The organism is Acinetobacter sp. GW821-FHT01C12 (assembly GCF_059422625.1).
The window spans coordinates 299,012-320,745 of the sequence record NZ_JBWKXD010000004.1 but is presented as its reverse complement, the minus strand read 5'-3'; the positions used below and the strand labels follow the sequence as shown (position 1 = coordinate 320,745).

The following is a 21,734-nucleotide window of genomic DNA, read 5'->3' as shown; positions in this document are numbered from 1 at the left end:
AATAAAATGCATATAGAACAAAGAAACAATTCAAAATTAATGTGGATTATTGCAGGCGGGTTGGGGGCAGTTATCGTTTTAATTGCTATTTTTTTCTGGTTAAATAACACCTCTGAAAGCACCCAAATCAATGAGCAATTGAATCAGACTACACCTGCTGCGAAGAAAGTGGAAGCGGCAGCACCCCCTGTGGCAACGCCTGTTGAACAAAGTGCAGCCTCAGAGACTGCCAATGTAGAGTTGGTCAAAGCATCCATTTTAAAAGATAAAATTCCTGAAAATGCCAGTTTAGCGAAAGAAGAAGTGGCTAAACTAGAAGACATCCAAAAACAACTTGATGATCAGCAACAAAACCTCAAATCACAACATGCTGATGCTGATCAATTGATTAAACTTAAGGAAGAGCAAATCAAGCTACTTCAACAGCAAATGGCGGCACAAAATCAATAATTTTTGATCATGTACAAAAATAACGATCTGCTATCAGAAAGCCTTAACCTCTTTATAAGTTAAGGCTTTTTTATTTTAAAGAATAGACATTTCAATATTTTAAAGTGAGTCCAACGACTGCTGTGTTGATTTTTTCCATTGGATTGGCTTTTGGATAATTTGCGCCAATAAAATTCCACAGAGTGTTAAACCACCACCAACCAAATGAAAAACTTGTAAATGTTCACCCAAGAGCACCACGGCAATTAAAGCTGTAAACACAGGCAATAAATTCATAAAAATACTATTTTTATTGGGCCCCAAATGTCTTACGCCTTCAATCCATAGATAAGACAATAAAATCGATGAGAAAATACTGGCGTACAAAATCAAAGGAATGGTCTGTTGATTCAGTTGCATTTGTGATGCCGGTAAAAAGATAAAAAATGGCAAAACATATAAGATGGCAAAGCTCGACATCACAAAATTCGATTGCCATGCAGGGATCGGCATTTTCCAACGTTTTAACAGCACACCATATAAGGCGTAGCCGATTGCGGCAAGTAACATCAAGCCATCGCCAAGATGCATCCCTTGGCTAAAAACTTGAGCAATATGCCCATGGCTCAATAAATACAAGATGCCATAGAATGATAAGAAGCCTCCGATCACTAAGCCATAGCTAATCTGATCCTTTAAAATCCATGTACTTAAAATAATCGTCAATAATGGAATCAATGCTGTCACAATCGCCATATTGGTTGCTGTCGTGGTTGTCGCTGCTTGATAAGACAAAAATTGGAATAAGGATACAGAAAGAAATCCACCTAAAGCCAAATGTTTCCAATACTGGCGAATAATATGGCGATTTTTCCAAGTAGGAATCAACACAAAAGTACTCATCACCGCGAGCGCAAAAACCAAACGATAAAATGTAATCGCCACAGGTGAAATTGCATGACTTGCCATTTTAGACACAATCACATTTCCAGCCCAAAATAAAATGGCAAACAATGGGTAGAAATAAGCTTTTTGAAACATGCTGCTCTGCCTATACAGAAAGATTCAACCATGTTAAAAAATAATCATTTTGTATTTGTACGACAAAATGACAATAACTATCGCAAAAAGGACATTATGCTTGAGGACTAAGCAATTCCACGAATGTGTGATTGGCAGTGCCGTATTGAATGAGGAGTAAATCGTGGGGAATAATTATGATCATGGATTTTTAGATTATCCAATTTATGCCTTTACTGAAAATTATTCCCATGGGCATATTGAAGATTGGCATAGCCATGAACGTATTCAACTGATTCATACGCTTTCTGGTGTTCTCCGTATTCAAACGACAGAAGGAACATGGGTCACGCCACCGGGACGCGGTGTATGGATTCCAGCATATAAGGCTCATGCGTTACTGATCAGTGGTGATGTGCAAGCTTATGGTGTATTTATTGAGCCAGATGCGCGTTCAAAATTAGTCAATGAATGTCGTGTTGTCACGATCTCGCCTCTGCTAAAAGAGCTTATTCGCTCAGCGATGCACATTCAAACCACAATCCATCCTCAAAGTCGTGAAGCACGATTGCTTGAACTAATTTTAGATGAGTTGGAGCTTCTCCCTGTTCTACCATTTAACTTACCTGAGCCACAAAATATTAAATTGCAAAAGCTTTGTGCTGAAATCAAACTTGATCTTAGCCATACATGGACACTCGAACACGCAGCCCAATTTTTACATGTTAGTCCGAAGACCCTCACTCGACATTTTCAGAAAGAAACCAATATGCATTTTAGTCATTGGGTACGGCAGGCAAGGCTGATGCAAGCCATGACTGATTTGGCAATGAATAAATCTATTTTCAACGTTGCGCTGGATCTGGGCTATGACAGTGCCAGTGCCTTTAGTGCCATGTTTAAACGTGAAACCAGTTTGACGCCGAGTGAGTACATTCAGCAGTTTCAATTTGAAGATCACTAAATCTATTCAAAGCCACAGACAGAAAAAAAGCGCCCGAAGGCGCTTTTTAGACATTCAATTATTTACTGGCATACCAGTCAAACAGGTTAAACATGTACGGCGCATAGGTCACAATCACCAATGCTGAGAACAGCACCACGATTGGTAAGATCCAACGCTCATAACGATAGTAGAAGCTTGTATATTTGGCTTTTGCCTCTGCATCGGCGGCGGCAACCTCTGCATCACCGACCGAGAGCCTCGTCAGCAAATGGTTGAGCGCAACAGGTGGCGTAACATAACCAAACTCAAATGCAACCAGTACAATCATCCAGAAGTGAATCGGATGAATACCATTTTCAAATGCAACTGGCGCAATCGTTGCAGCAACGAGAATCACCGCACCAAATGGATCTGTTGTCATACCAATTAATGCAAGTAACAATGCCATAAAGCCAAGTGTCACCAAGATACTACCCAGATGCGTTGGAACCATGGTCACGATCTCACTACGTTCAATCAGACCACCAACACTTGCAGACAATGCCATTAAGATAATTAACGCACCAATATGACCAACACTTTCCGATGTTGCAAAACGAATTGCGCTACGGAAGCCACGTTTTGTTTCAGCAGTATCGCCATGCTCACGTAAGTATTCAGAATTTTTTTCATGCTCTAGAGCAAGCGCTTTATTTGGGTTTTCTGGTATTGGTAATTTATTACCCAATAACTTATCAAATAAAATAAATGCCAATAGCATGATTGGAAGAATTACAGGTGCAGTAAATTCATCCATTTTCGTGTCCAGACCAAACTGATAGAAGCCAATCACGACAGCAACAATCAAGATATATGGAAGCACTGGAACGAAAGCACGCAACATACCAGGGACAGCAGTTTTCGGTGAGTTAATACGGAACTTATTCTCAGCAAGGAATAACGACACCCCTAAGAAAATAAATGCGGTTAACCAGAATACATAAATACCATGATCAAATAACTCGTCTGAAGTTACATGACGGCTATCCAGCATTGAAATTAAGATCACCAATAGACACGGACGTAATACAACACCAAGTGAACCTGACATTGCTGAAACAGCCAATGCATATTGACGACGTGCACCTGAATTCCACACTTCTTTATAGATAATTGCACCAGCAGCAACAACGAAGATTCCCGAAGCACCTGTATATGCGGTTGGAATTGCAGCACCAATCAAAATGATCCACGTCAACGTTTCAGGCGCTAAGTTCCAAGGACGAAGAATCGCCAAGAAAAGATCCATCACACGTGTTTGGGTCAATAACATACCCGCCCAAATAAACAGTGCTAAGTTAAGGAAGATATTTGAAAATTCAGTCAACAAGCCAAGGTAAATACCTTGCCCCATTGGGTAGTCCATAAAGAAAGTAAACGCAATACCTGTCACAATTGCCATAAAGGCATATAAAGGTATGCTCAGCAGCGCAAGGCCAAATTTACCACCTTCTTCAGCATTTTCTGGTGTACGGAATAATTTAAACAGGCTGATGACTGTTAAGACCACAAACAGAATCATCCATAACCAATAGACCCCAATCGTTTCAAGGGTCGATTCAACACCAGAATTGAGTACTGAACGATATTGGCTAATGACCGAGAAGCTCAGTAAGGCATTCCCCAGTACCATCGCAATGTTATAGACTTTAAAATCAAGCTTGGTACGCGCTGGACGTAGCCCAATATGATGCATCTTCAATGATGCTGTAATTGCAGCAATCACCACCATCAAAATCAGGATGAGTACGCGATGTTCAGAGCCCCATTTCAATATCCAGAAGAAACCCGTTTCCATCGAACGATATGAACGAAGGGATGGATGATCTTCCATATGTTTGATCGATTTATCATAGAACGCATATTTCTGTTCACAATCCGTTTGAGCTGAAACGAATGAAGCGCGAACATCTGCTTCTGGCGTTAAACCAAAAAATGCCGCATCAGGATCACTGGCTTCCTGTTGCATTTTTTCTTTAACAAGCTTATCGATATCTACATTGCGGTCACATGAAGGTTTGTTGGGCTCAGCACGTAAAAAGGAATATTGCATTCCTATTTTTTCGTCTCCATATAGGCGTTCACCTAAACGAAGCATTTGCCCATGAATCATATCCCCTGTCCCAATGATCAAGGTCAGGAGAAGCAGAATAAGGATGGAAAAGGTTGAGAACCACTCATTCCAGAGATAACTGAGTAGACCTAATCCCGATCTATTATTTACAGGTTCTTGCATTGTTATTCCAGTTTTTATAACCAGTGTACAATCGCTTGCACAGCTTATCTTTTATTATTAGGTGAGAGGTAAAATCCTTTACCAATACCCATTCCTATCATCACCACTCAAATTTGCCTTAATTTTCCTAAGAAAAACATGACAAAGATTAATTTTTTTGGCGAGCTTTTTGTCAACTCATCTATAGTCTTATCATTAAATGTGAAAAAACAACTCAGTACTTATATTTTTTACAACTAAAATAGATGTAACATTCACATAATTAACCACAAATGAGAATCAGCATCCATTCATTACAAAGTATTCATTCAAATTTATTTTTTAAATATCTTTACACTTCGATGTGCTTAACCTCATCAAAATAATGAAATTTTATAGAATAATACTTCATACAAATAATATTCTTGATTCATTTTCTATTTCATAACATTAAGTCGAAAAATTAAGCTCAAGATGGCACAAATACTTCCAAAAATCACCCCAAGCAAATGCGCCTGTATTAAAACAGGATGACCAATCAATTGTTCAGTTTGTAGTGCACCAAAAAAATGTTCCCATGTAATTTTGCCGAGGATGCATAACAATACGATGAAGGCAAAATTTCGTTCTGGCTTTTCTTTTAAACTGACGATTGCACAAAATACAAACAGGCCATGAAGAATCCCAGACAAACCTGCATAAGCAAAAATATGAGGATAAATCAGATAAAAACAGAGACTGAGTAAAGGCGGTAAAATAAGCAATAAAGCAATAAAAACTTGCTTTTTAATGTTTGGAAATAAAAATGGTAAACAGGCCAAAGCCAAAACATTTAAAACATAATGAATCCACCCCACATGAACCCAATGCCCTGTCCACCAACGCCAAGGCTGGCTTAAAAAAACATCATGCTGGTAAATGAAATGATTTTGAAAAAGCTGAAGAATTGCAAAAAAAATGATACAGGTTGCAATAAACAATATATTTTTATCTAACTTGTGTTGTTCCATGCTACACCATAAAAAAAGAAGAGCTGTCGCTCTTCCTCAATTCTAACCAATTCATGCAATTGAATACTATGGATTTGCTACAGGTTCGTCAGCTGAAGCACTTGGCTCTTCAGTTGGTGCAGGTAAATCATTAAACAATTCATCATCACCCGTAGATGCTTGTTCATCCCAGAATGTGGTCATTCCATCATCTGCTGCACGAACACCAGTATGTTCAGTCCAATAACGATCTGCAATACCTTGAACCATTTGACCTGCCATACCATCTAACAATCTAAATTCAGGGTTTACTGGCTTATCATCTGCACGCGATGCTGCATAAGCTTTTAACGCCGCTCTTAATTTAGCGTCATCACCACTGGCTTGTGCTGCAACTGCATTCATTGCAAATGCTAGACGAACACCTTTTTGTTCTGCGATTTGCATTGATTGTTGTAAAGTCTGGGTTGGATCAGGCTTACCGTCTCCTGCACCTGGTAACAATATCCAAATCACTGCACGGGTCGCCATTGGCGCACCCCAGAATTTGTTATTGTCTAGACATGCCATACCACGTTCAACAATCGCAGCAATATCTTTCGGTACATTGACTGCACCGCCAGAGTTAATGTCATTGGTCATCGCTTGCAAACCACTGAGCATACCAATTAAATAGATAGTTTGATCTAAGTCCTTACGCATGGTTGGACAAGAATCACCTAAAGTATATTTATATTTTGCCTGCCAACGTTCTGCAAATAATTGATAACCCGTGTATTGACGTTCTGCGGCAAGGGCTGCCCAACGTTTTTGTTCTATACGAGCATCTTGCGCTTCAGTCACTTTACCGTCTTTTGAAGCACGTAAATATCTGAGTTCTGCATCCAAAGCACGATTTTCTGCACACATCCCCGCAGCTGAATATAACAATACTGCCATACGGGTGGGGTCGGCCCCCATATCTTTTGTTGCCATAATCGCTGGCGTTAATGCATTGCCTGAGTTGCACGCCATATCAGTATCATTGCCCGCCAAAATGGGTGGGACGATATGTTTTTCACTAAAGCCAAGCGCAACATTGGCACCTGATTTTACAACATATGAACAACCTGATAACACAGATGAGGCAACAACAGCGGTCAGCATCAATTGACCAAGCTTGTGGACCTTAGACATACTTCCTGTCCTCTATATAATTGTGTTTATATCCCTTTTAAAATAACAATATCAGATGCAATCTCTGAATAACAGAGTAATAGCTCTAATTTCATCTGAAGAATTTGCCACAATATAGAAAGTATTCAATTGACCTGATCTGGTTTTTATACAAATTTTAAGCAAAAAAAAGTAGCATTGCGACGGTTCAGCACATGCTACTTGTTAAAAGGTAAACTCTTTAAGAGAGTTTATTGGTTTTAAGTCTTTTAAATTTGCTACCATTAACACTGTTAGCGTTAGCTTTCTCAATCTGTTCCCTCAGCATAGTTCCTAGTCTTCCAAATATAATTGCAAAAACAATTGCAACCACTAAGAACCAAAACGTATGAATTTCACCCATTTGGAAATTCCTCCTCGCTGTTGGTAGTTTTAATTTACATGCAAGATCAGATTTTTACAGAGATAATTGTCGGACAATTTTACAATTGCGCTATTTTGTATATATTTGGTCTAACAATGGATATTAAATAAGCAAAAATATAAATAAGATTATGTTTTATTTAGATTAAATTTAAATTAGATTTTTTATATTTGTTAGACAATTAACTTAGTTTTACCCGAGATTTTAAAGATTTCCACTGTATTTTGCTCACTTGATCTTGCCAAATAATTAAACTTTTATTGTTTTTCTCAGCAAAATACACTGCGATATAAAATCGATGATCAATCATTTGCTGAATTTGCACATGATGAATTTGATTGGAATCCTCATATTGTAGGGTCCGCTGATCTAAATCAAAATGTTCTAAACTTCGGACTTTTGGACGCATTCTAAATATTTTTAGACTGAAGCACGCCAACAACAACAACAGTAATCCACTTATCCATACAGTGATAATGGAGTACAGCACTATAAAAATAATTGTTAAACACAAAAGCTGAAAACCCAGTGCAATACGACTGGGTTTGAATTGATATCGTTGGTGAGTCTTTAACTCATCCGTGGACATAATCTTTAAGTTTATTGATCAAGCTTCTGAGTTCAGGTCGAGGTGGCTCTGAAACTTCCATAAACCAATCCAATAAATCTGGGTCTTCCTGATCAACTAACTCTTTAAACAAGGCTTTTTCTTGCGCACTTGCTGCTAAGTAATATTGTTTTACATATGGGTCAAAATATACATCAATCTCTTTTAAACCGCGACGAGCACGATAAATCACTTTACGTTCTTCTAAAGTAAGTTCTTCTGACATCATTTTCCCCCAATGGTTAATTCTGACTTAGTTTACCCGATTCCCGACCAATTTCTCGCTAAATTCTTCTAAATGACCAAATTCATCATTTAAAAATGAGTTTTGAGCATTCATCTCATTGCGGCACATAAGCAATTCACATAATTTCAACTCACTAAAACTCATATGGATATTATAAAAATGCAATCAGGTGCTATCCGACCTTTAACCAATATGTTGCCTCGTAAATTGTTTAATTCCGATCACGATGCTTTTCGTGAAACCGTACGTAAATTTTATGAAAAAGAAGTTGTGCCAAATATTGCTAAATATGAACAGCAACAACATGTAGATCGCGATTTATGGAACAAAGCAGGTGAAATGGGGCTGCTCTGTGCAACCATGCCTGAAGAATATGGTGGCTATGGCGTAGATCGCCTCTACAGTATGATTCTGATTGAAGAACAAGCCTATGCAATGGACTCTTCTACAGGTTTTTCTTTGCACTCGGATATTGTTGCCAACTACATCAACAACTTTGGTAATGAAGAACAGAAAAAGCATTGGATTGCTAAAATGGCTTCTGGAGAAACCGTTACAGCTATTGCGATGACAGAACCGGGAACAGGCTCAGACCTACAAGGTGTTCGCACCACCGCCGTTTTAGATGGGGATGAATATGTGATCAATGGTTCTAAAATCTTTATTACCAATGGTTATCTATGCGACATGGCAATTGTGGTATGTAAAACAGGCAGTTCAGAGAAAGGTTCTGCCAACCTATCTTTGATTATCGTTGAAGCTGACCGTGCTGGCTTTAGCAAAGGAAAACCCCTCAATAAAATTGGTATGAAAGGACAAGATACTTGCGAATTGTTCTTTGAAGATGTTCGTGTACCAAAAGAAAATTTATTGGGTATGGAAGGCATGGGTTTTATCATGCTGATGAAAGAGTTGGCATGGGAACGTATGCTGGTCGCGATTATCTGCCAAGCAGGCGCAGAAGCAGCGCTGGCACATACCGTTCAATATACCAAAGACCGTAAAGCGTTTGGTAAACCGATCGGTGCTTTTCAAAATACACGTTTTAAACTTGCTGAAATGCGCACAGAAATTGATTTCTGCCGTGCTTACCTCGACCGTTGTATGGAATTACAACTTGAAGGTACATTAGGTGTTGATGCTGCAGCTGCTGCAAAATACAAAATTTCAGAAGTATTCTCTAATGTGGTTGATGAATGCCTTCAATTACATGGTGGTTATGGTTATATGCTGGAATATCCAATTGCACGTGCTTATATCGATAATCGGGCAAATCGTATTTATGCAGGTACAAACGAGATTATGAAAGAACTGATTTCCCGTTCTTTATAATTTATCCAATTACTATTAAAGGAGCTTTGGCTCCTTTTTCTATCACCAAGCATTCTTTTTAAATCAATTTTTATGTCGCAATAAAAAAGGAGCTTACGCTCCTTGTTTATTTCATAGCTTGTTTATTTTGCTATTTCTTAGTTTGGTTGCTTCTAGGTTTGATTAAGAAACCAGTTTAGGCTTTTTTGCGAGTTGTGCTTCACGCTTATGAAATTTTAAAACACCATCTTCAAACTTGGCATTTTTAAGTTCTTTACGATCTGCTAAATAGTTATTCGACACTTTCCAAGGTGCATGCTTACCTTGTTTCGGCATCACATCCGCCGCACGAGCAATATAACCTGAGCTTAAACTACCCATCACCGTATCTTCCATCAATTCAGTTGCATCACCTTGTGGAATAACTTCGTCATAGCCTTTCTTGTCCATATAGTTTATAAGACGGCAAATATACTCACCTGCAATATCAACCTTCAATGTCCATGACGCGTTGATATAACCAATGATCATTGCCATATTTGGCACATCGCTAACCATCACACCCTGATACAGCATGTGCTGAGACGTATTCATTGGCTTATTATCAATTGTAGCTTTGATACCACCCAAGATTTGGATTTCTAAACCTGTTGCTGAAACGATGATATCTGCATCTAAATGCTTACCAGATTTTAATTGAATACCTGTTGCAGTAATTTTCTCAATTTGATCTGTTTCAACACTGGCTTTACCAGAGCGTAAAATTTTAAATAAGTCACCATCTGGCACAACACATAACCGCTGATCCCATGGATTATATGTTGGGGTAAAGTGTTTCATATCCACTTTACCTTTTAATTGCATTTCAATCGATTTGAGTAAGAACTTACGCAGTAACTTCGGTTGTTTTTGTGCAAGCGCATAAATACCGCGTTGCATACCAATATTACGTGCACGGGTTAACTTATATGCCACATCTTCAGGTAAAACCTTACGCATTTTGTCATAAACAAAATCAATAGATGGGATTGAAGCAATATAGGTTGGTGAACGTTGCAACATGGTCACATGCCCTGCTCCACCTTTTGACATCGCAGGCACTAAGGTAATAGCTGTTGCACCACTACCAATAATCACTACTTTTTTACCCGTATAATCTAAGTTTTCAGGCCAAAATTGTGGGTTAATAAATTCGCCTTTAAAATCATTTTTACCTGGATAATCAGGTTGATAACCTTGGTCATAATTATAATAACCCGTACATCCGATTACAAAGTTTGCAACCCACGTATTGAGTTTTTGATTTTCATCTTCAATTTGTACGACCCATTTTTTAATTGATGAATCATAATTTGCAGTACGTACACGTTGATTAAAATGAATTTTATCTTTTAATTTAAATTCATCGACAACTTCAGCAACATAGCCTTTAATCGAAGCGCCATCTGCCAAGACATTGGCTTTTTGCCAAGGTTTAAAATTAAACCCAAAAGTAGACATATCTGAATCGGAACGGATACCCGGATATTTAAATAAATCCCAAGTACCACCGAAGCTCTCACGACGCTCAATAATTTCAAATGAACGTTGTGGTGAGTGTTTTGAAAGATGCGCAGCTACACCAATACCAGAGATACCTGCACCAACGATAAGAATATCAACTTGCTTTTCCATGTTGTTTTTATAACCTTTTTAAGAGTACTTTTTTATTAAAGCACAAATCTGACAATACGCAATGTCAAGTTTGCATTTTCCTGACGAAATTTAAGTCAATTTGGGACAAAACCATAAATTGTCCAACAAAAAGGCATAAAAAAAGGCCGGTGAAACACCGACCTTTTTCGAACAACCGATTGTTCTGTGACGTGAGTAATTAGTTTACTTCACGATCCACAAGTTCTACATAAGCCATCGGTGCAGCATCACCTGCACGGAAACCAGCTTTAAGAACACGTAGATAACCGCCGTTACGTTCTTTGTAACGAGGGCCAAGAACGGTAAATAATTTACCAACTGTTGCTGCTGAACGAGTACGAGCAAACGCCAAACGACGGTTTGCTACAGTATCGTTTTTAGCTAAAGTGATTAAAGGCTCAGCTACACGACGTAACTCTTTTGCTTTAGGCACAGTAGTTTTAATTAACTCATGCTCAAACAAAGAATTAGCCATGTTTTGAAACATCGCTTTACGATGGCTGCTGGTACGGCCTAATTTCACACCACTATTACGATGACGCATGGTGATAGTCCTACTTAATTAACGGCTACGATAGGCGAAACGATCGTCCATACGGAGACTAGCTGGTGGCCAGTTCTCTAAACGCATGCCGAGCTGTAAGCCCTTAGAAGCCAGAACATCTTTGATCTCAGTAAGCGATTTTTTACCAAGGTTAGGAGTTTTAAGCAACTCAACCTCAGTACGCTGTACTAGATCACCAATGTAGTAAATATTTTCTGCTTTCAAACAGTTAGCAGAACGAACAGTAAGCTCTAGATCATCAACTGGACGAAGCAAGATTGGATCAACTTCTTCACGTGGCTCTTGAGCAACTGGAGCTTGATCTTTCTGAAGATCAACAAAAATTGCAATTTGTTGTTGCAAGATTGTTGCCGCTTTGCGGATAGCTTCTTCAGGATCTACAGTTCCATTCGTTTCAAGATCAATGACGAGCTTATCAAGGTCAGTACGTTGTTCTACACGAGCATTTTCAACTGTGTAAGACACACGTTTAATCGGGCTATAAGAAGCATCTAACTGTAGACGGCCTACAGGACGCGTTTCGCCTTCAGGGAAACGTGAGTCAGAAGTTTCATAACCACGACCTTGAGAAACTTTCAAGCGCATTTTTAATGAGCCTGAAGCACTTAAAGTACCAATCAGATGTTCAGGGTTAACCACTTCAACATTATGTGGTAAACGAAGGTCAGCAGCAGTTACATCGCCAGGACCTTGTTTTTCCAATGTCAAATATGCTTCGTTTTGATCGAACAGCTTAATAGACAATCCTTTTAGGTTCAGCAAGAGCTCGACGATGTCCTGCTGCAAGCCTTCTAAAGTACTGTACTCGTGCTCGACACCCTCTATCTCAACTTCAACCACGGCTGCGCCAGGTAAAGAAGACAAAAGGATGCGACGTAAAGCATTACCAAGAGTATGACCAAAGCCACGCTCTAATGGTTCAAGAATCACTTTTGCCGAGGTCCCGCTTGCCGCTTCGACCTTGATCGCTTGCGGAGTTAGAAACTCGTTTGCAGTACGCGTCATTATTGCTACCTCAAGGATTATTTAGAATACAATTCTACAATCAAGCTTTCGTTGATTTCAGCAGGTAAATCAGAACGATCTGGTGCAGCTTTAAATGTACCTTCAAGTTTTGAATGATCTACTTCAATCCAAGCAGCTGTTCCACGTTGAGCAGCTAATTCAATTGCGTTTTTGATACGTAATTGTTGTTTAGCGCTTTCGTGAACTGCAATCACGTCGCCCGCTTTAACTTGGATAGACGCGATGTTAACACGACGACCATTTAAAGTGATTGAACGGTGAGATACCAGCTGACGAGCTTCTGCACGTGTAGAACCAAAACCCATGCGATAAACAACGTTATCGAGGCGGCTTTCAAGCAATTTCAACAAGTTTTCACCTGTTGCGCCTTTAACACGAGCAGCTTCTTTGTAGTAGTTACTAAATTGACGCTCTAAAACACCGTACATACGACGTACTTTTTGTTTTTCACGTAATTGTAGTGAATACTCTGATTGTTTAGCACGGCTTTGGCCATGTTGACCAGGAGCTTTAGCAGATTTTTTTGTTTTGACGTCAAATGGTTTAACGCCAGATTTTAATTGCAGGTCTGTCCCTTCGCGGCGAGAGAGTTTGCATTTTGGACCAATATAACGAGCCATGAATGTTTCTCCTTACACGCGACGTTTTTTAGGTGGACGGCAACCGTTGTGCGGAATCGGTGTCACATCGGTAATGCTGTTAATTTTATAACCCACTGCACCTAATGCACGAACCGCAGATTCACGACCTGGACCAGGACCTTTTACAAGGACGTCCAAGTTTTTCAAACCGTAATCTAAAGCAGCTTTACCAGCAACTTCAGCAGCTACCTGAGCAGCAAACGGAGTTGATTTACGTGATCCACGGAAGCCTTGTCCACCTGAAGTAGCCCAAGCCAATGCATTACCTTGACGATCAGTAATCGTAACAATGGTGTTATTAAAAGAAGCGTGAATGTGTGCAACACCTTCAGAGACGGTACGAGTGACCTTCTTGCGTGTGCGAGTATCTTTAGCCATCTTTTAGCTTCCAGAAATCTTATTTCTTAATAGGTTTGCGCGGACCTTTACGGGTACGTGCGTTAGTTTTGGTGCGTTGTCCGCGAACAGGCAAGCTGCGACGATGACGAAGACCGCGGTAGCAGCCTAAATCCATTAAACGTTTAATGTTCATGGAAATTTCGCGACGTAAGTCACCTTCGGTCGGAACCTTAGCAACTTCTGCACGAATCGCATCAAGCTGAGCATCATCTAATTCACGAATTTTAGTAGTAGTCGTAATACCTGCAGCAGCTAAAATGTTTTTAGCTGTGTGGCGGCCAATACCAAAAATATACGTGAGAGAGATAACAGCATGCTTGTTATCCGGAATGTTTACACCGGCAATACGAGCCATTCAAATTTCTCCAAAAAGGCAGTAGAGATAATCAACCGCCCCACAAAAATCTTGAGGGGCGGATAATAACCTAATTAGCCTACTGAAATCAACAGGTCTTAATTAAATTAACCTTGACGCTGCTTATGACGAGGTTCTGCGCTGCAAATTACGCGAATAACCCCATTACGACGGATAACTTTACAGCTACCACAAATTTTCTTTACAGAAGCTTGTACTTTCATGATGAAACCTTCTAAGTGCGCTTATCCCTTAGGATGAGCAGTCGTTTTTCTCATTAACGATTGATCGTCATACTGATGTGATGTCAAATGGGCTTGAAGCTGAGCCATAAAGTCCATAACAACAACAACTACGATAAGTAATGAGGTACCACCCAAATGGAATGGAATACCAAAAGAACTTTGTAAAATCATCGGCATTAAACAGATGACTGTAATGTAGATTGCACCAATAAACGTCAAACGATTAAGAATATGATCTAAGTAACGAGCAGTTTGCTCACCTGGGCGAATACCAGGTACATAAGCTCCACTGCGTTTCAAGTTCTCTGATACTTCTTTCGGGCTAAAAACAAGCGCCGTATAGAAATAACAGAAAAAGATAATTAACGCACCGAAGAGCACTAAATACAACGGTTGTCCAGGCGATAATACCAATGCCAAATCTTGTAGGCTACGTTTTACAATTCCTGCATTTGGATCAGCACTGCCTAACCATTGACCTAAACTTGCAGGGAACAACAATAACGAACTTGCGAAAATTGCTGGAATAACCCCTGCCATGTTGATCTTCAATGGCAAATGCGTTTGCTGTGCAGTGAATACACGACGACCTTGCTGTTTTTGAGCATAGTTCACAGGTATACGACGTTGAGCTTTTTCAATAAACACAATCGCTGCTAAAACAGCAACTGATAGCAATCCAAAGATAGCCAAACCAATTAAACTTGATTGGCCATTATCTACCGAAGTAAATGCTTGAATCACTAAGTTTGGTAAACCAGCAACAATACCTGCAAAGATAATCATTGAGATACCGTTACCAACACCACGTTCAGTAATTTGCTCACCTAACCACATTAAGAACATGGTACCTGCAACTAACGATGTTAGCGCTGGAATGTAAAAAGCCAGTCCTGAAGTCAAAGTAATACCTTGACTGATTAGACCAGCACACATCCCGATACCTTGGACTAATGCGAGTAAAAGGGTGCCGTAACGCGTATATTGATTAATCTTACGCTTACCTTGCTCGCCTTCTTTCTTCAATGCTTCTAACGAAGGCACCACGGTCGACATCAACTGCACAATAATAGATGCAGAAATGTACGGCATGATACCTAACGCCAGAATGGACATTCGTTCTAATGCTCCACCCGAGAACATATTAAACAAACCTAAAAAAGTACCTTCATTAGCTTTGAAAAAACGTTCTAGAGCAACATTATCAATACCTGGCAGCGGAATATGCGCTCCTAGTCGAAAGACTACCAATGCACCAATCAAGAACATTAATCGGCGAATAATTTCACGATATTTCACATGAAATGGTTGACCTTTCATCATGTTAACATGACCTGAAGAACTAGGAGACATAGTCACTCGCGATTACTCCTCGACTTTACCGCCAGCAGCTTCAAGAGCAGCTTTAGCGCCTTTAGTCAATGCAACACCTTGAACAGTGAATGCACGAGTGATTTCACCAGAAAGAACAACACGAGCACGCAACATATCTTTACGTACAACATTCGCAGCTTTCAAAGTTTCAAGTGAAATAATATCACCTTCAACTTTAGCAAGTTCAGACAAACGTACTTCAGCAGTTTTCAAAGCCAATTGGCTTGTGAAACCGAATTTAGGTAAACGACGATATAACGCAGTTTGACCACCTTCAAAGCCTGGACGAACGCCACCACTTTTACGTGATTTCTGACCTTTGACACCACGGCCACCAGTCTTACCGACACCAGAACCGATACCACGGCCTAAACGACGATTATCACGTTTTGCACCTTCAGCAGGTGCAAGCTCATTTAAACGCAGAGTCATGGCTTATTCCTCTACACTAACCATATAGTAGACTTTGTTGATCATACCACGGTTAGAAGGTGTATCTATTACTTCTACTGTATGACCAATACGACGCAGACCTAAACCTTGTAGGCAAAGTTTGTGATTTTTCAAACGATGCGAAGAAGATTTAGTCTGGGTAACTTTAATCGTTTTCATGATTGATTACCCTAAAATTTGTTCTACTGAAAGACCACGTTTAGCAGCAACTTTCTCAGGAGACGTCATATCACGTAAACCATTAAAAGTTGCATTTACAACGTTAGCCGCGTTAGTAGAACCATAACATTTCGTCAATACGTTACGTACACCAGCAGCTTCTAAAACTGCGCGCATAGAACCACCAGCGATTACGCCAGTACCTTCAGATGCAGGTTGCATGTAAACACGGCTAGCGCCATGACGAGCATGAATAGGATGTTGTACAGTACCATCAACAAGATCAACAGTGATCATGTTGCGGCGTGCAGCTTCAAGTGCTTTAGAAATAGCAGCTGGAACTTCACGCGCTTTACCGCGACCAAAACCTACACGACCATTACCATCACCCACAACAGTTAATGCTGTGAAAGAGAAGATACGACCACCCTTAACAACTTTGGCTACACGATCAACGGCAACCAGCTTTTCAACAAGACCTTCGTTTTGTTCAACTTTAGCCATGATTAGAACTCCAAGCCGTTTTCACGAGCAGCATCAGCCAAGGCTTTGATACGACCATGATATTTAAAACCAGAACGGTCAAATGCAACTTTAGTTACACCAGCAGCCTTTGCACGTTCTGCGATTAAAGCACCTACTTTAGTAGCTGAATCTACATTACCTGTAGTTCCGCTACGTAAAGATGCATCCAAAGTAGAAGCTTGCGCTAATACTTTGCCACCATCTGCAGAAATAACTTGAGCATAGATGTGACGCGGCGTGCGGTTTACACACAAACGAGTCGCACCCAATGCACGAATGTGCAAGCGTGTGCTTTTCGCACGACGCAAACGGGATTGTTTCTTTTCGTTCATAAGAACCTCGCGCCTTATTTCTTCTTAGCTTCTTTACGAAGAACAACTTCGTCAGAATAGCGAACACCTTTACCTTTATACGGCTCTGGTGGACGATAACCACGGATTTCTGCAGCAACTTGACCTAACAATTGCTTGTTAGCTGATTTCAAAATGATTTCAGTAGCAGTCGGAGTTTCAGCAGTTACACCTTCAGGAAGAGCGTAATCAATCGGGTGAGAATAACCAAGGTTAAGGTTCACAACTGTACCTTTAACCGCAGCTTTATAACCAACACCGATAAGTTGTAACTTACGTTCGAAGCCTTCATTAACACCTTTTACAAGGTTATTAAGAACAGCGCGAGCAGTACCAGCTTGCATCCAAGAATCGCGAGATTCTTTAACTGGAGCAATATGAAGTTGACCTTCTTCCTGTTTAAGCTCGACCAGCGCATGCAGGTTGAAAGACAACGTACCTTTGCTGCCTTTCACTTCGACCTGCCGGCCGTTCTGAGTAACTGCTACACCGTTAGGTACAGTTACTGGGGCTTTAGCCACACGAGACATGAGGAATCACCTATTAAGAAACAAAAGCAATAACTTCACCACCAACGCCTGCAGCACGTGCAGCGCGATCAGTCATGATGCCTTTGCTTGTAGAAACAATTGCAATACCTAAACCTTGCTTAACGCTCGGAAGTGCATCTTTACCGCGATACTGACGTAGACCTGGACGGCTTACGCGTTTCACAGTTTCGATAACTGGTTTGCCTTCAAAATATTTTAAAGTAATTGTCAAAGTAGCTTTGCCTTCAAGATCAGCAACTTCTACATTTGAAATGTAACCTTCTTGTTGAAGTACGTTTGCAATTGCAACTTTCAACTTAGAATTAGGCATAGAAACAGTTTGTTTCTTTGCCATTTGTGCGTTACGAACACGTGTTAGCATGTCGGCAACGGTATCTTGCATACTCATTTATAGTCGCTCCTTACCAGCTTGCCTTAACAACGCCCGGTACATCACCCTGCATTACTGTGTCACGTAATTTGTTACGGCTTAAGCCGAACTTACGGAAGTAACCATGAGGACGACCAGTTAAACCACAACGGTTACGAAGACGTACTGGAGACGCATTACGTGGTAATGCTTGTAACTTCATCATCGCTTCGAAACGTTCTTCATCAGATGCATTTACGTTTGCAATCGTAGCTTTTAATTCAGCACGTTTTGCAGCGTATTTAGCAACTGTAGTTTCGCGTTTCAATTCGCGATTAATCATACTTTTCTTAGCCATATCGACCTCTTATTTGAACGGGAAGCCGAATGCACGGATTAGCGCACGGCCTTCGTCATCAGTACGAGCAGTCGTAGTGATAGTAATATCCATACCACGAATACGATCGATCTTATCAAAATCGATTTCAGGGAACATAATTTGTTCCTTGAGACCCATTGAATAATTACCACGACCATCGAATGATTTCGCAGAAAAACCGCGGAAGTCACGAATACGAGGGATAGCGATAGAGATCAAACGGTCTAAGAATTCGTACATTTGTTCGCCGCGTAAAGTTACTTTACAACCAATCGGCCAACCATCACGGATTTTAAAACCAGCGATTGATTTGCGCGCTAATGTAAGAACTGGTTTTTGACCAGCAATAGCTTGCATATCCGCCAAAGCGCCATCTAACAATTTCTTGTCAGCTGAAGCTGCACCAACACCCATGTTGATGGTGATTTTAGTAATGCGAGGAATTTCCATCACATTGCCCAAACCAAGTTCTTCTTTCAACTTAGCTCGGATTTCGTCGTTATAACGTGTTTTAAGTCTGGCCATAGCCTAGTTCAACCTATTACTTCGCTACCGCCACTGATTCACCATTTGATTTATAAACGCGAGTTTTCACGCCTTCAATCACTTGGTAACCAACACGGTCAGCCTTTTGGGTTGCAGCATTAAAAACTGCCACGTTTGAAATATGAAGCGAAGCTTCTTGTGTAACAATAGCGCCTTCAGCACCTGTTGCACGGTTCGGCTTTTGATGCTTCTTAACTAAATTAAGGCCTTCAACCTTAACTTGGTCATTTGAAACAGACAAAACAGTACCCTGTTTGCCTTTTTCTTTACCTGCGATCACAATTACTTGATCGCCTTTTCTAATCTTAGCCATGATTGCCTCTATTATAGAACTTCAGGAGCCAATGAAATGATTTTCATGAACTGTTCAGTACGAAGTTCACGAGTCACTGGTCCGAAAATACGAGTGGCAATCGGAGCCTTGTTGTTGTTCAAGATAACTGCAGCATTATCATCGAAACGGATCACAGAACCGTCTGGACGACGAATACCGAATTTAGTACGAACTACAACTGCATTCATCACGTCACCTTTTTTAACACGGCCACGCGGAATTGCTTCTTTTACAGTAACTTTAATAATGTCGCCAACAGAAGCATAACGACGATGTGAACCACCAAGTACTTTAATACATTGTACGCGGCGAGCACCACTGTTGTCTGCTACGTCTAGCATACTTTCGGTCTGAATCATTGCCCTACTCCAAAACCGAGCATCACCGGTCGCAATTTCGAAAGGCTCAAAGAGTACTCGAAATTGACCGATGATGCAACAAGAACGTCTAATTACTCAGCAGCTGCTTCAATAACTTCCACTAAAGTCCAAGCTTTAGTTTTTGAAATTGGGCGGCTTTCTTTAATGGTTACAACATCGCCAGTTTTAGCAGTGTTGTTCTCATCATGAGCGTGTAATTTTGTTGAACGGCGGATTGATTTGCCATACAACGGGTGTTGAACGCGGCGTTCAATAAGTACAACAATAGACTTGTCCATTTTGTCACTTACTACTTTGCCTGTTAACGTGCGAACTGTTTGCTCACTCATTGTGCGTTCCCCTGTTTTTCGGTAAGGAGGGTCTTGATACGAGCAATAGTCTTACGAGTTAACGCAACTTCATGCGATTTACCCAATTGACCAGTTGCTTTCGCCATACGAAGACGGAATTGGTTAAGCTGTTGCTCATCAAGCAAAGCTGCCAACTCTTCTACCGATTTTTCACGTAGATCTTTAGTTTTCATTACATCACCGTCTTAGTAACGATAGTGGTTTTAAATGGAAGCTTAGCAGCTGCAAGCGTAAACGCTTCGCGTGCCAATTCTTCACTAACACCATCCATTTCGTACAAGATCTTACCTGGTTTGATTTGGCAAACCCAGTATTCCACAGAACCTTTACCTTTACCCATACGAACTTCTAATGGTTTTTCAGTAATTGGTTTGTCTGGGAAAACACGGATAAAGATCTTACCACCACGTTTAACACGACGGCTAATTGTACGACGCGCAGCTTCGATTTGACGAGCAGTCATTTGACCACGCTCAACAGATTTAAGTGCGATTGTACCGAAAGATACTGTGCTACCACGATGCGCTAGACCAGTGTTACGGCCTTTTTGCACCTTACGGAATTTAGTACGTTTAGGTTGCAACATGGATTATTCTCCTTTTTCAGCAGAACGATCATTGCGACGACCACGACGCTCTTGACCTTCACCACGACCGCGACCGCGTTTAGCTGGACGTTCTTCAGCAGGAGCAGGGTTCATGACTTGTTTCATGCCACCTAAGATCTCGCCACGGAAAATCCAAACTTTAACACCAATCGTACCGTAAGTAGTTTCAGCGCGCATAGTTGCATAGTCGATGTCAGCACGAAGTGTATGTAAAGGTACACGACCTTCACGATACCATTCAGTACGTGCAATTTCTGCACCACCTAAACGACCAGAAACTTCAACTTTGATACCTTTAGCACCAGCACGCATAGTGTTTTGAACCGCACGCTTCATAGCACGACGGAACATTACACGTTTCTCTAATTGTGAAGCAATTGCTTCAGCAACTAAACGAGCGTCTAAGTCTGGGCGATCGATTTCGTTGATGCTTACTTGCGCTGGAACACCCATAATCTTGGTAAGTTCACGCTGTAATTTCTCAATGTCTTCGCCTTTTTTACCGATAACGATACCTGGACGAGCAGTGCTAATTGTTACTTTAGCAGCGCCTGTAGGACGTTCGATAAGAATATTGCTGATCATCGCGCTTTTAAGTTTTTTAGTTAAAAACTCACGAACTTGAAGATCTTTAAGCAAGTATTCAGCGTATTGTTTCGGACTCGCATACCAGTTGGCGTTATGACGTTTTACAACACCAAGGCGGATACCGATTGGATGAACCTTCTGACCCATATCAAACCCCTACCTTAACGGTAATGTGACAAGTACGCTTAGTAATACGATCTGCACGGCCTTTAGCACGTGGCATAATACGTTTAAGGCTAGTGCCTTCATCAACGTAAATCGTAGTAACCTTAAGGTCGTCTACATCTAAACTGTTATTGTGTTCAGCGTTTGCAATTGCAGATTCCAATGCTTTTTTCACTACAACTGCAGCTTTTTTGTTGCTGAAGTTTAAGATATTAAGCGCGTGAGCAATAGATTTGCCACGGATTAGGTCTGCAACCAAACGAGTTTTTTGTGCCGAGATAGCGGCACCGCGTAATTTAGCAGTAACTTCCATCAT

32 protein-coding genes and 1 pseudogene are annotated in these 21,734 nt (G+C 40.6%); 3 read left to right on the top strand and 30 right to left on the bottom strand.

Translation table 11 applies throughout. The annotated features are described in order from the left end of the window. Window positions 1–6: 6 nt before the first annotated feature. A complete protein-coding gene (locus tag AC07WY_RS13225) occupies window positions 7–450 on the top strand; it encodes a hypothetical protein (RefSeq protein ID WP_494736487.1) in 444 nt (147 codons plus the stop codon). 99 nt (window positions 451–549) lie between these two features. Here AC07WY_RS13225 and AC07WY_RS13220 read toward each other — a convergent pair whose 3' ends face one another. After that, entirely contained in the window at window positions 550–1,470 is a 921-nt protein-coding gene (locus AC07WY_RS13220) for a DMT family transporter (protein ID WP_034614348.1), read from the bottom strand. Window positions 1,471–1,633: 163 nt separating this feature from the next. On the opposite strand from AC07WY_RS13220, the gene AC07WY_RS13215 reads away from it, so the two are divergent. Then, window positions 1,634–2,413: an AraC family transcriptional regulator gene (locus tag AC07WY_RS13215; RefSeq protein WP_494736486.1), complete on the top strand. Its 780-nt coding sequence runs from the start codon at window positions 1,634–1,636 to the stop codon at window positions 2,411–2,413. A 58-nt stretch (window positions 2,414–2,471) separates the two neighbouring features. On the opposite strand, the gene AC07WY_RS13210 is transcribed toward AC07WY_RS13215, so the two are convergent. From AC07WY_RS13210 to AC07WY_RS13185, 6 genes are all read right to left on the bottom strand, one after another. Then, a complete protein-coding gene (locus AC07WY_RS13210) occupies window positions 2,472–4,670 on the bottom strand; it encodes a TRAP transporter large permease subunit (RefSeq protein WP_419335908.1) in 2,199 nt (732 codons plus the stop codon). A gap of 416 nt (window positions 4,671–5,086) precedes the next feature. After that, window positions 5,087–5,659, bottom strand: a complete 573-nt coding sequence (gene rrtA / locus AC07WY_RS13205) for a rhombosortase (protein WP_262087123.1) — start codon at window positions 5,657–5,659, stop codon at window positions 5,087–5,089. Between the two features lie 66 nt (window positions 5,660–5,725). After that, window positions 5,726–6,814, bottom strand: coding sequence for a hypothetical protein (locus AC07WY_RS13200; RefSeq protein ID WP_004816880.1), 1,089 nt, complete (start codon window positions 6,812–6,814; stop codon window positions 5,726–5,728). A 220-nt stretch (window positions 6,815–7,034) separates the two neighbouring features. Further along, entirely contained in the window at window positions 7,035–7,196 is a 162-nt protein-coding gene (locus AC07WY_RS13195; RefSeq protein ID WP_004725737.1) for a hypothetical protein, read from the bottom strand. A gap of 202 nt (window positions 7,197–7,398) precedes the next feature. Continuing rightward, the gene (locus AC07WY_RS13190; RefSeq protein WP_494736485.1) at window positions 7,399–7,806 is read right to left on the bottom strand and encodes a protein YgfX; all 408 of its coding nucleotides are present in this window, start codon (window positions 7,804–7,806) and stop codon (window positions 7,399–7,401) included. Continuing rightward, window positions 7,793–8,050 carry an FAD assembly factor SdhE gene (locus tag AC07WY_RS13185; protein ID WP_004816878.1) on the bottom strand — a complete coding sequence of 86 codons (258 nt, stop codon included), beginning with the start codon at window positions 8,048–8,050 and terminating at the stop codon, window positions 7,793–7,795. Before AC07WY_RS13185 ends, AC07WY_RS13190 begins: the two co-directional genes overlap by 14 nt. A gap of 180 nt (window positions 8,051–8,230) precedes the next feature. On the opposite strand from AC07WY_RS13185, the gene AC07WY_RS13180 reads away from it, so the two are divergent. Continuing rightward, window positions 8,231–9,403 carry an acyl-CoA dehydrogenase family protein gene (locus AC07WY_RS13180; RefSeq protein ID WP_004725731.1) on the top strand — a complete coding sequence of 391 codons (1,173 nt, stop codon included), beginning with the start codon at window positions 8,231–8,233 and terminating at the stop codon, window positions 9,401–9,403. A 162-nt stretch (window positions 9,404–9,565) separates the two neighbouring features. Here the strand turns inward: AC07WY_RS13180 and AC07WY_RS13175 are convergent, their stop codons facing one another. The 23 genes and pseudogenes from AC07WY_RS13175 to rplV form a co-directional block, all read right to left on the bottom strand. Beyond that, window positions 9,566–11,056 (bottom strand): flavin-containing monooxygenase, encoded by a 1,491-nt coding sequence (locus AC07WY_RS13175; protein ID WP_419335906.1) that lies wholly within the window; start codon window positions 11,054–11,056, stop codon window positions 9,566–9,568. Between the two features lie 199 nt (window positions 11,057–11,255). Then, the gene (gene rplQ, locus AC07WY_RS13170) at window positions 11,256–11,621 is read right to left on the bottom strand and encodes a 50S ribosomal protein L17 (RefSeq protein WP_004281488.1); all 366 of its coding nucleotides are present in this window, start codon (window positions 11,619–11,621) and stop codon (window positions 11,256–11,258) included. An 18-nt stretch (window positions 11,622–11,639) separates the two neighbouring features. After that, window positions 11,640–12,647, bottom strand: a complete 1,008-nt coding sequence (locus tag AC07WY_RS13165; protein ID WP_004816876.1) for a DNA-directed RNA polymerase subunit alpha — start codon at window positions 12,645–12,647, stop codon at window positions 11,640–11,642. Between the two features lie 17 nt (window positions 12,648–12,664). Next, entirely contained in the window at window positions 12,665–13,288 is a 624-nt protein-coding gene (rpsD, locus tag AC07WY_RS13160; protein ID WP_004725725.1) for a 30S ribosomal protein S4, read from the bottom strand. Between the two features lie 12 nt (window positions 13,289–13,300). Then, entirely contained in the window at window positions 13,301–13,687 is a 387-nt protein-coding gene (rpsK, locus tag AC07WY_RS13155; protein ID WP_001040166.1) for a 30S ribosomal protein S11, read from the bottom strand. A gap of 19 nt (window positions 13,688–13,706) precedes the next feature. Continuing rightward, window positions 13,707–14,063: a 30S ribosomal protein S13 gene (gene rpsM, locus AC07WY_RS13150; RefSeq protein ID WP_004725722.1), complete on the bottom strand. Its 357-nt coding sequence runs from the start codon at window positions 14,061–14,063 to the stop codon at window positions 13,707–13,709. Window positions 14,064–14,170: 107 nt separating this feature from the next. After that, the gene (gene rpmJ, locus AC07WY_RS13145; RefSeq protein WP_000867907.1) at window positions 14,171–14,287 is read right to left on the bottom strand and encodes a 50S ribosomal protein L36; all 117 of its coding nucleotides are present in this window, start codon (window positions 14,285–14,287) and stop codon (window positions 14,171–14,173) included. Between the two features lie 21 nt (window positions 14,288–14,308). After that, window positions 14,309–15,628, bottom strand: a complete 1,320-nt coding sequence (gene secY, locus AC07WY_RS13140; RefSeq protein ID WP_171066869.1) for a preprotein translocase subunit SecY — start codon at window positions 15,626–15,628, stop codon at window positions 14,309–14,311. 45 nt (window positions 15,629–15,673) lie between these two features. Next, entirely contained in the window at window positions 15,674–16,114 is a 441-nt protein-coding gene (rplO, locus tag AC07WY_RS13135; RefSeq protein ID WP_004725719.1) for a 50S ribosomal protein L15, read from the bottom strand. A 3-nt stretch (window positions 16,115–16,117) separates the two neighbouring features. After that, window positions 16,118–16,294: a 50S ribosomal protein L30 gene (gene rpmD / locus AC07WY_RS13130; RefSeq protein WP_004725717.1), complete on the bottom strand. Its 177-nt coding sequence runs from the start codon at window positions 16,292–16,294 to the stop codon at window positions 16,118–16,120. Window positions 16,295–16,300: 6 nt separating this feature from the next. Beyond that, window positions 16,301–16,798, bottom strand: coding sequence for a 30S ribosomal protein S5 (gene rpsE / locus AC07WY_RS13125; RefSeq protein ID WP_004725715.1), 498 nt, complete (start codon window positions 16,796–16,798; stop codon window positions 16,301–16,303). A 2-nt stretch (window positions 16,799–16,800) separates the two neighbouring features. Then, a complete protein-coding gene (gene rplR / locus AC07WY_RS13120) occupies window positions 16,801–17,151 on the bottom strand; it encodes a 50S ribosomal protein L18 (RefSeq protein WP_004725713.1) in 351 nt (116 codons plus the stop codon). A 14-nt stretch (window positions 17,152–17,165) separates the two neighbouring features. Next, entirely contained in the window at window positions 17,166–17,699 is a 534-nt protein-coding gene (gene rplF, locus AC07WY_RS13115; protein WP_004725711.1) for a 50S ribosomal protein L6, read from the bottom strand. Between the two features lie 13 nt (window positions 17,700–17,712). Next, on the bottom strand, window positions 17,713–18,108 hold the full coding sequence (gene rpsH, locus AC07WY_RS13110) for a 30S ribosomal protein S8 (protein WP_004725709.1): 396 nt from the start codon (window positions 18,106–18,108) through the stop codon (window positions 17,713–17,715). A gap of 13 nt (window positions 18,109–18,121) precedes the next feature. Continuing rightward, window positions 18,122–18,427, bottom strand: coding sequence for a 30S ribosomal protein S14 (rpsN, locus tag AC07WY_RS13105; protein ID WP_004725707.1), 306 nt, complete (start codon window positions 18,425–18,427; stop codon window positions 18,122–18,124). Between the two features lie 9 nt (window positions 18,428–18,436). Beyond that, a complete protein-coding gene (rplE, locus tag AC07WY_RS13100; protein ID WP_004725705.1) occupies window positions 18,437–18,973 on the bottom strand; it encodes a 50S ribosomal protein L5 in 537 nt (178 codons plus the stop codon). A 16-nt stretch (window positions 18,974–18,989) separates the two neighbouring features. Beyond that, on the bottom strand, window positions 18,990–19,307 hold the full coding sequence (gene rplX, locus AC07WY_RS13095; RefSeq protein ID WP_004725703.1) for a 50S ribosomal protein L24: 318 nt from the start codon (window positions 19,305–19,307) through the stop codon (window positions 18,990–18,992). An 11-nt stretch (window positions 19,308–19,318) separates the two neighbouring features. After that, on the bottom strand, window positions 19,319–19,687 hold the full coding sequence (rplN, locus tag AC07WY_RS13090; protein ID WP_004725701.1) for a 50S ribosomal protein L14: 369 nt from the start codon (window positions 19,685–19,687) through the stop codon (window positions 19,319–19,321). A 92-nt stretch (window positions 19,688–19,779) separates the two neighbouring features. Beyond that, window positions 19,780–20,037: a 30S ribosomal protein S17 gene (gene rpsQ, locus AC07WY_RS13085; protein ID WP_004725698.1), complete on the bottom strand. Its 258-nt coding sequence runs from the start codon at window positions 20,035–20,037 to the stop codon at window positions 19,780–19,782. Further along, a complete protein-coding gene (gene rpmC / locus AC07WY_RS13080) occupies window positions 20,034–20,231 on the bottom strand; it encodes a 50S ribosomal protein L29 (protein WP_004725696.1) in 198 nt (65 codons plus the stop codon). The genes rpsQ and rpmC overlap by 4 nt, the downstream gene beginning before the upstream one ends. Next, window positions 20,231–20,644 carry a 50S ribosomal protein L16 gene (gene rplP / locus AC07WY_RS13075; RefSeq protein WP_004725694.1) on the bottom strand — a complete coding sequence of 138 codons (414 nt, stop codon included), beginning with the start codon at window positions 20,642–20,644 and terminating at the stop codon, window positions 20,231–20,233. Before rplP ends, rpmC begins: the two co-directional genes overlap by 1 nt. After that, window positions 20,584–21,400: pseudogene (gene rpsC / locus AC07WY_RS13070) on the bottom strand (30S ribosomal protein S3). Before rpsC ends, rplP begins: the two are co-directional and overlap by 61 nt. A 1-nt stretch (window position 21,401) precedes the next feature. Continuing rightward, the gene (gene rplV / locus AC07WY_RS13065) at window positions 21,402–21,731 is read right to left on the bottom strand and encodes a 50S ribosomal protein L22 (protein ID WP_004816873.1); all 330 of its coding nucleotides are present in this window, start codon (window positions 21,729–21,731) and stop codon (window positions 21,402–21,404) included. Window positions 21,732–21,734: the final 3 nt, after the last annotated feature.

Excerpts from the sequence above, each read along its gene's own strand:
- rpsK (WP_001040166.1), bottom strand. The coding sequence starts at position 13,687 with ATGGCTAAAGATACTCGCACACGCAAGAAGGTCACTCGTACCGTCTCT.
- AC07WY_RS13220 (WP_034614348.1), bottom strand. The coding sequence starts at position 1,470 with ATGTTTCAAAAAGCTTATTTCTACCCATTGTTTGCCATTTTATTTTGG.
- AC07WY_RS13225 (WP_494736487.1), top strand. The coding sequence starts at position 7 with ATGCATATAGAACAAAGAAACAATTCAAAATTAATGTGGATTATTGCA.
- rplR (WP_004725713.1), bottom strand. The coding sequence starts at position 17,151 with ATGAACGAAAAGAAACAATCCCGTTTGCGTCGTGCGAAAAGCACACGC.
- rpsN (WP_004725707.1), bottom strand. The coding sequence starts at position 18,427 with ATGGCTAAGAAAAGTATGATTAATCGCGAATTGAAACGCGAAACTACA.
- rplV (WP_004816873.1), bottom strand. The coding sequence starts at position 21,731 with ATGGAAGTTACTGCTAAATTACGCGGTGCCGCTATCTCGGCACAAAAA.
- rplO (WP_004725719.1), bottom strand. The coding sequence starts at position 16,114 with ATGACTCTGCGTTTAAATGAGCTTGCACCTGCTGAAGGTGCAAAACGT.
- rpmJ (WP_000867907.1), bottom strand. The coding sequence starts at position 14,287 with ATGAAAGTACAAGCTTCTGTAAAGAAAATTTGTGGTAGCTGTAAAGTT.
- AC07WY_RS13200 (WP_004816880.1), bottom strand. The coding sequence starts at position 6,814 with ATGTCTAAGGTCCACAAGCTTGGTCAATTGATGCTGACCGCTGTTGTT.
- rplP (WP_004725694.1), bottom strand. The coding sequence starts at position 20,644 with ATGTTGCAACCTAAACGTACTAAATTCCGTAAGGTGCAAAAAGGCCGT.
- rrtA (WP_262087123.1), bottom strand. The coding sequence starts at position 5,659 with ATGGAACAACACAAGTTAGATAAAAATATATTGTTTATTGCAACCTGT.
- AC07WY_RS13210 (WP_419335908.1), bottom strand. The coding sequence starts at position 4,670 with ATGCAAGAACCTGTAAATAATAGATCGGGATTAGGTCTACTCAGTTAT.
- AC07WY_RS13175 (WP_419335906.1), bottom strand. The coding sequence starts at position 11,056 with ATGGAAAAGCAAGTTGATATTCTTATCGTTGGTGCAGGTATCTCTGGT.
- AC07WY_RS13185 (WP_004816878.1), bottom strand. The coding sequence starts at position 8,050 with ATGTCAGAAGAACTTACTTTAGAAGAACGTAAAGTGATTTATCGTGCT.
- rpsM (WP_004725722.1), bottom strand. The coding sequence starts at position 14,063 with ATGGCTCGTATTGCCGGTGTAAACATTCCGGATAACAAGCATGCTGTT.
- rpmD (WP_004725717.1), bottom strand. The coding sequence starts at position 16,294 with ATGAAAACGATTAAAGTTACCCAGACTAAATCTTCTTCGCATCGTTTG.
- rplN (WP_004725701.1), bottom strand. The coding sequence starts at position 19,687 with ATGATTCAGACCGAAAGTATGCTAGACGTAGCAGACAACAGTGGTGCT.
- AC07WY_RS13195 (WP_004725737.1), bottom strand. The coding sequence starts at position 7,196 with ATGGGTGAAATTCATACGTTTTGGTTCTTAGTGGTTGCAATTGTTTTT.
- secY (WP_171066869.1), bottom strand. The coding sequence starts at position 15,628 with ATGAAAGGTCAACCATTTCATGTGAAATATCGTGAAATTATTCGCCGA.
- rpsE (WP_004725715.1), bottom strand. The coding sequence starts at position 16,798 with ATGGCTAAAGTTGAACAAAACGAAGGTCTTGTTGAAAAGCTGGTTGCC.
- rplE (WP_004725705.1), bottom strand. The coding sequence starts at position 18,973 with ATGGCCAGACTTAAAACACGTTATAACGACGAAATCCGAGCTAAGTTG.
- rplX (WP_004725703.1), bottom strand. The coding sequence starts at position 19,307 with ATGGCTAAGATTAGAAAAGGCGATCAAGTAATTGTGATCGCAGGTAAA.
- rplQ (WP_004281488.1), bottom strand. The coding sequence starts at position 11,621 with ATGCGTCATCGTAATAGTGGTGTGAAATTAGGCCGTACCAGCAGCCAT.
- AC07WY_RS13165 (WP_004816876.1), bottom strand. The coding sequence starts at position 12,647 with ATGACGCGTACTGCAAACGAGTTTCTAACTCCGCAAGCGATCAAGGTC.
- AC07WY_RS13180 (WP_004725731.1), top strand. The coding sequence starts at position 8,231 with ATGCAATCAGGTGCTATCCGACCTTTAACCAATATGTTGCCTCGTAAA.
- rpsQ (WP_004725698.1), bottom strand. The coding sequence starts at position 20,037 with ATGAGTGAGCAAACAGTTCGCACGTTAACAGGCAAAGTAGTAAGTGAC.
- rplF (WP_004725711.1), bottom strand. The coding sequence starts at position 17,699 with ATGTCTCGTGTGGCTAAAGCCCCAGTAACTGTACCTAACGGTGTAGCA.
- rpsH (WP_004725709.1), bottom strand. The coding sequence starts at position 18,108 with ATGAGTATGCAAGATACCGTTGCCGACATGCTAACACGTGTTCGTAAC.
- rpsD (WP_004725725.1), bottom strand. The coding sequence starts at position 13,288 with ATGGCTCGTTATATTGGTCCAAAATGCAAACTCTCTCGCCGCGAAGGG.
- AC07WY_RS13190 (WP_494736485.1), bottom strand. The coding sequence starts at position 7,806 with ATGTCCACGGATGAGTTAAAGACTCACCAACGATATCAATTCAAACCC.
- rpmC (WP_004725696.1), bottom strand. The coding sequence starts at position 20,231 with ATGAAAACTAAAGATCTACGTGAAAAATCGGTAGAAGAGTTGGCAGCT.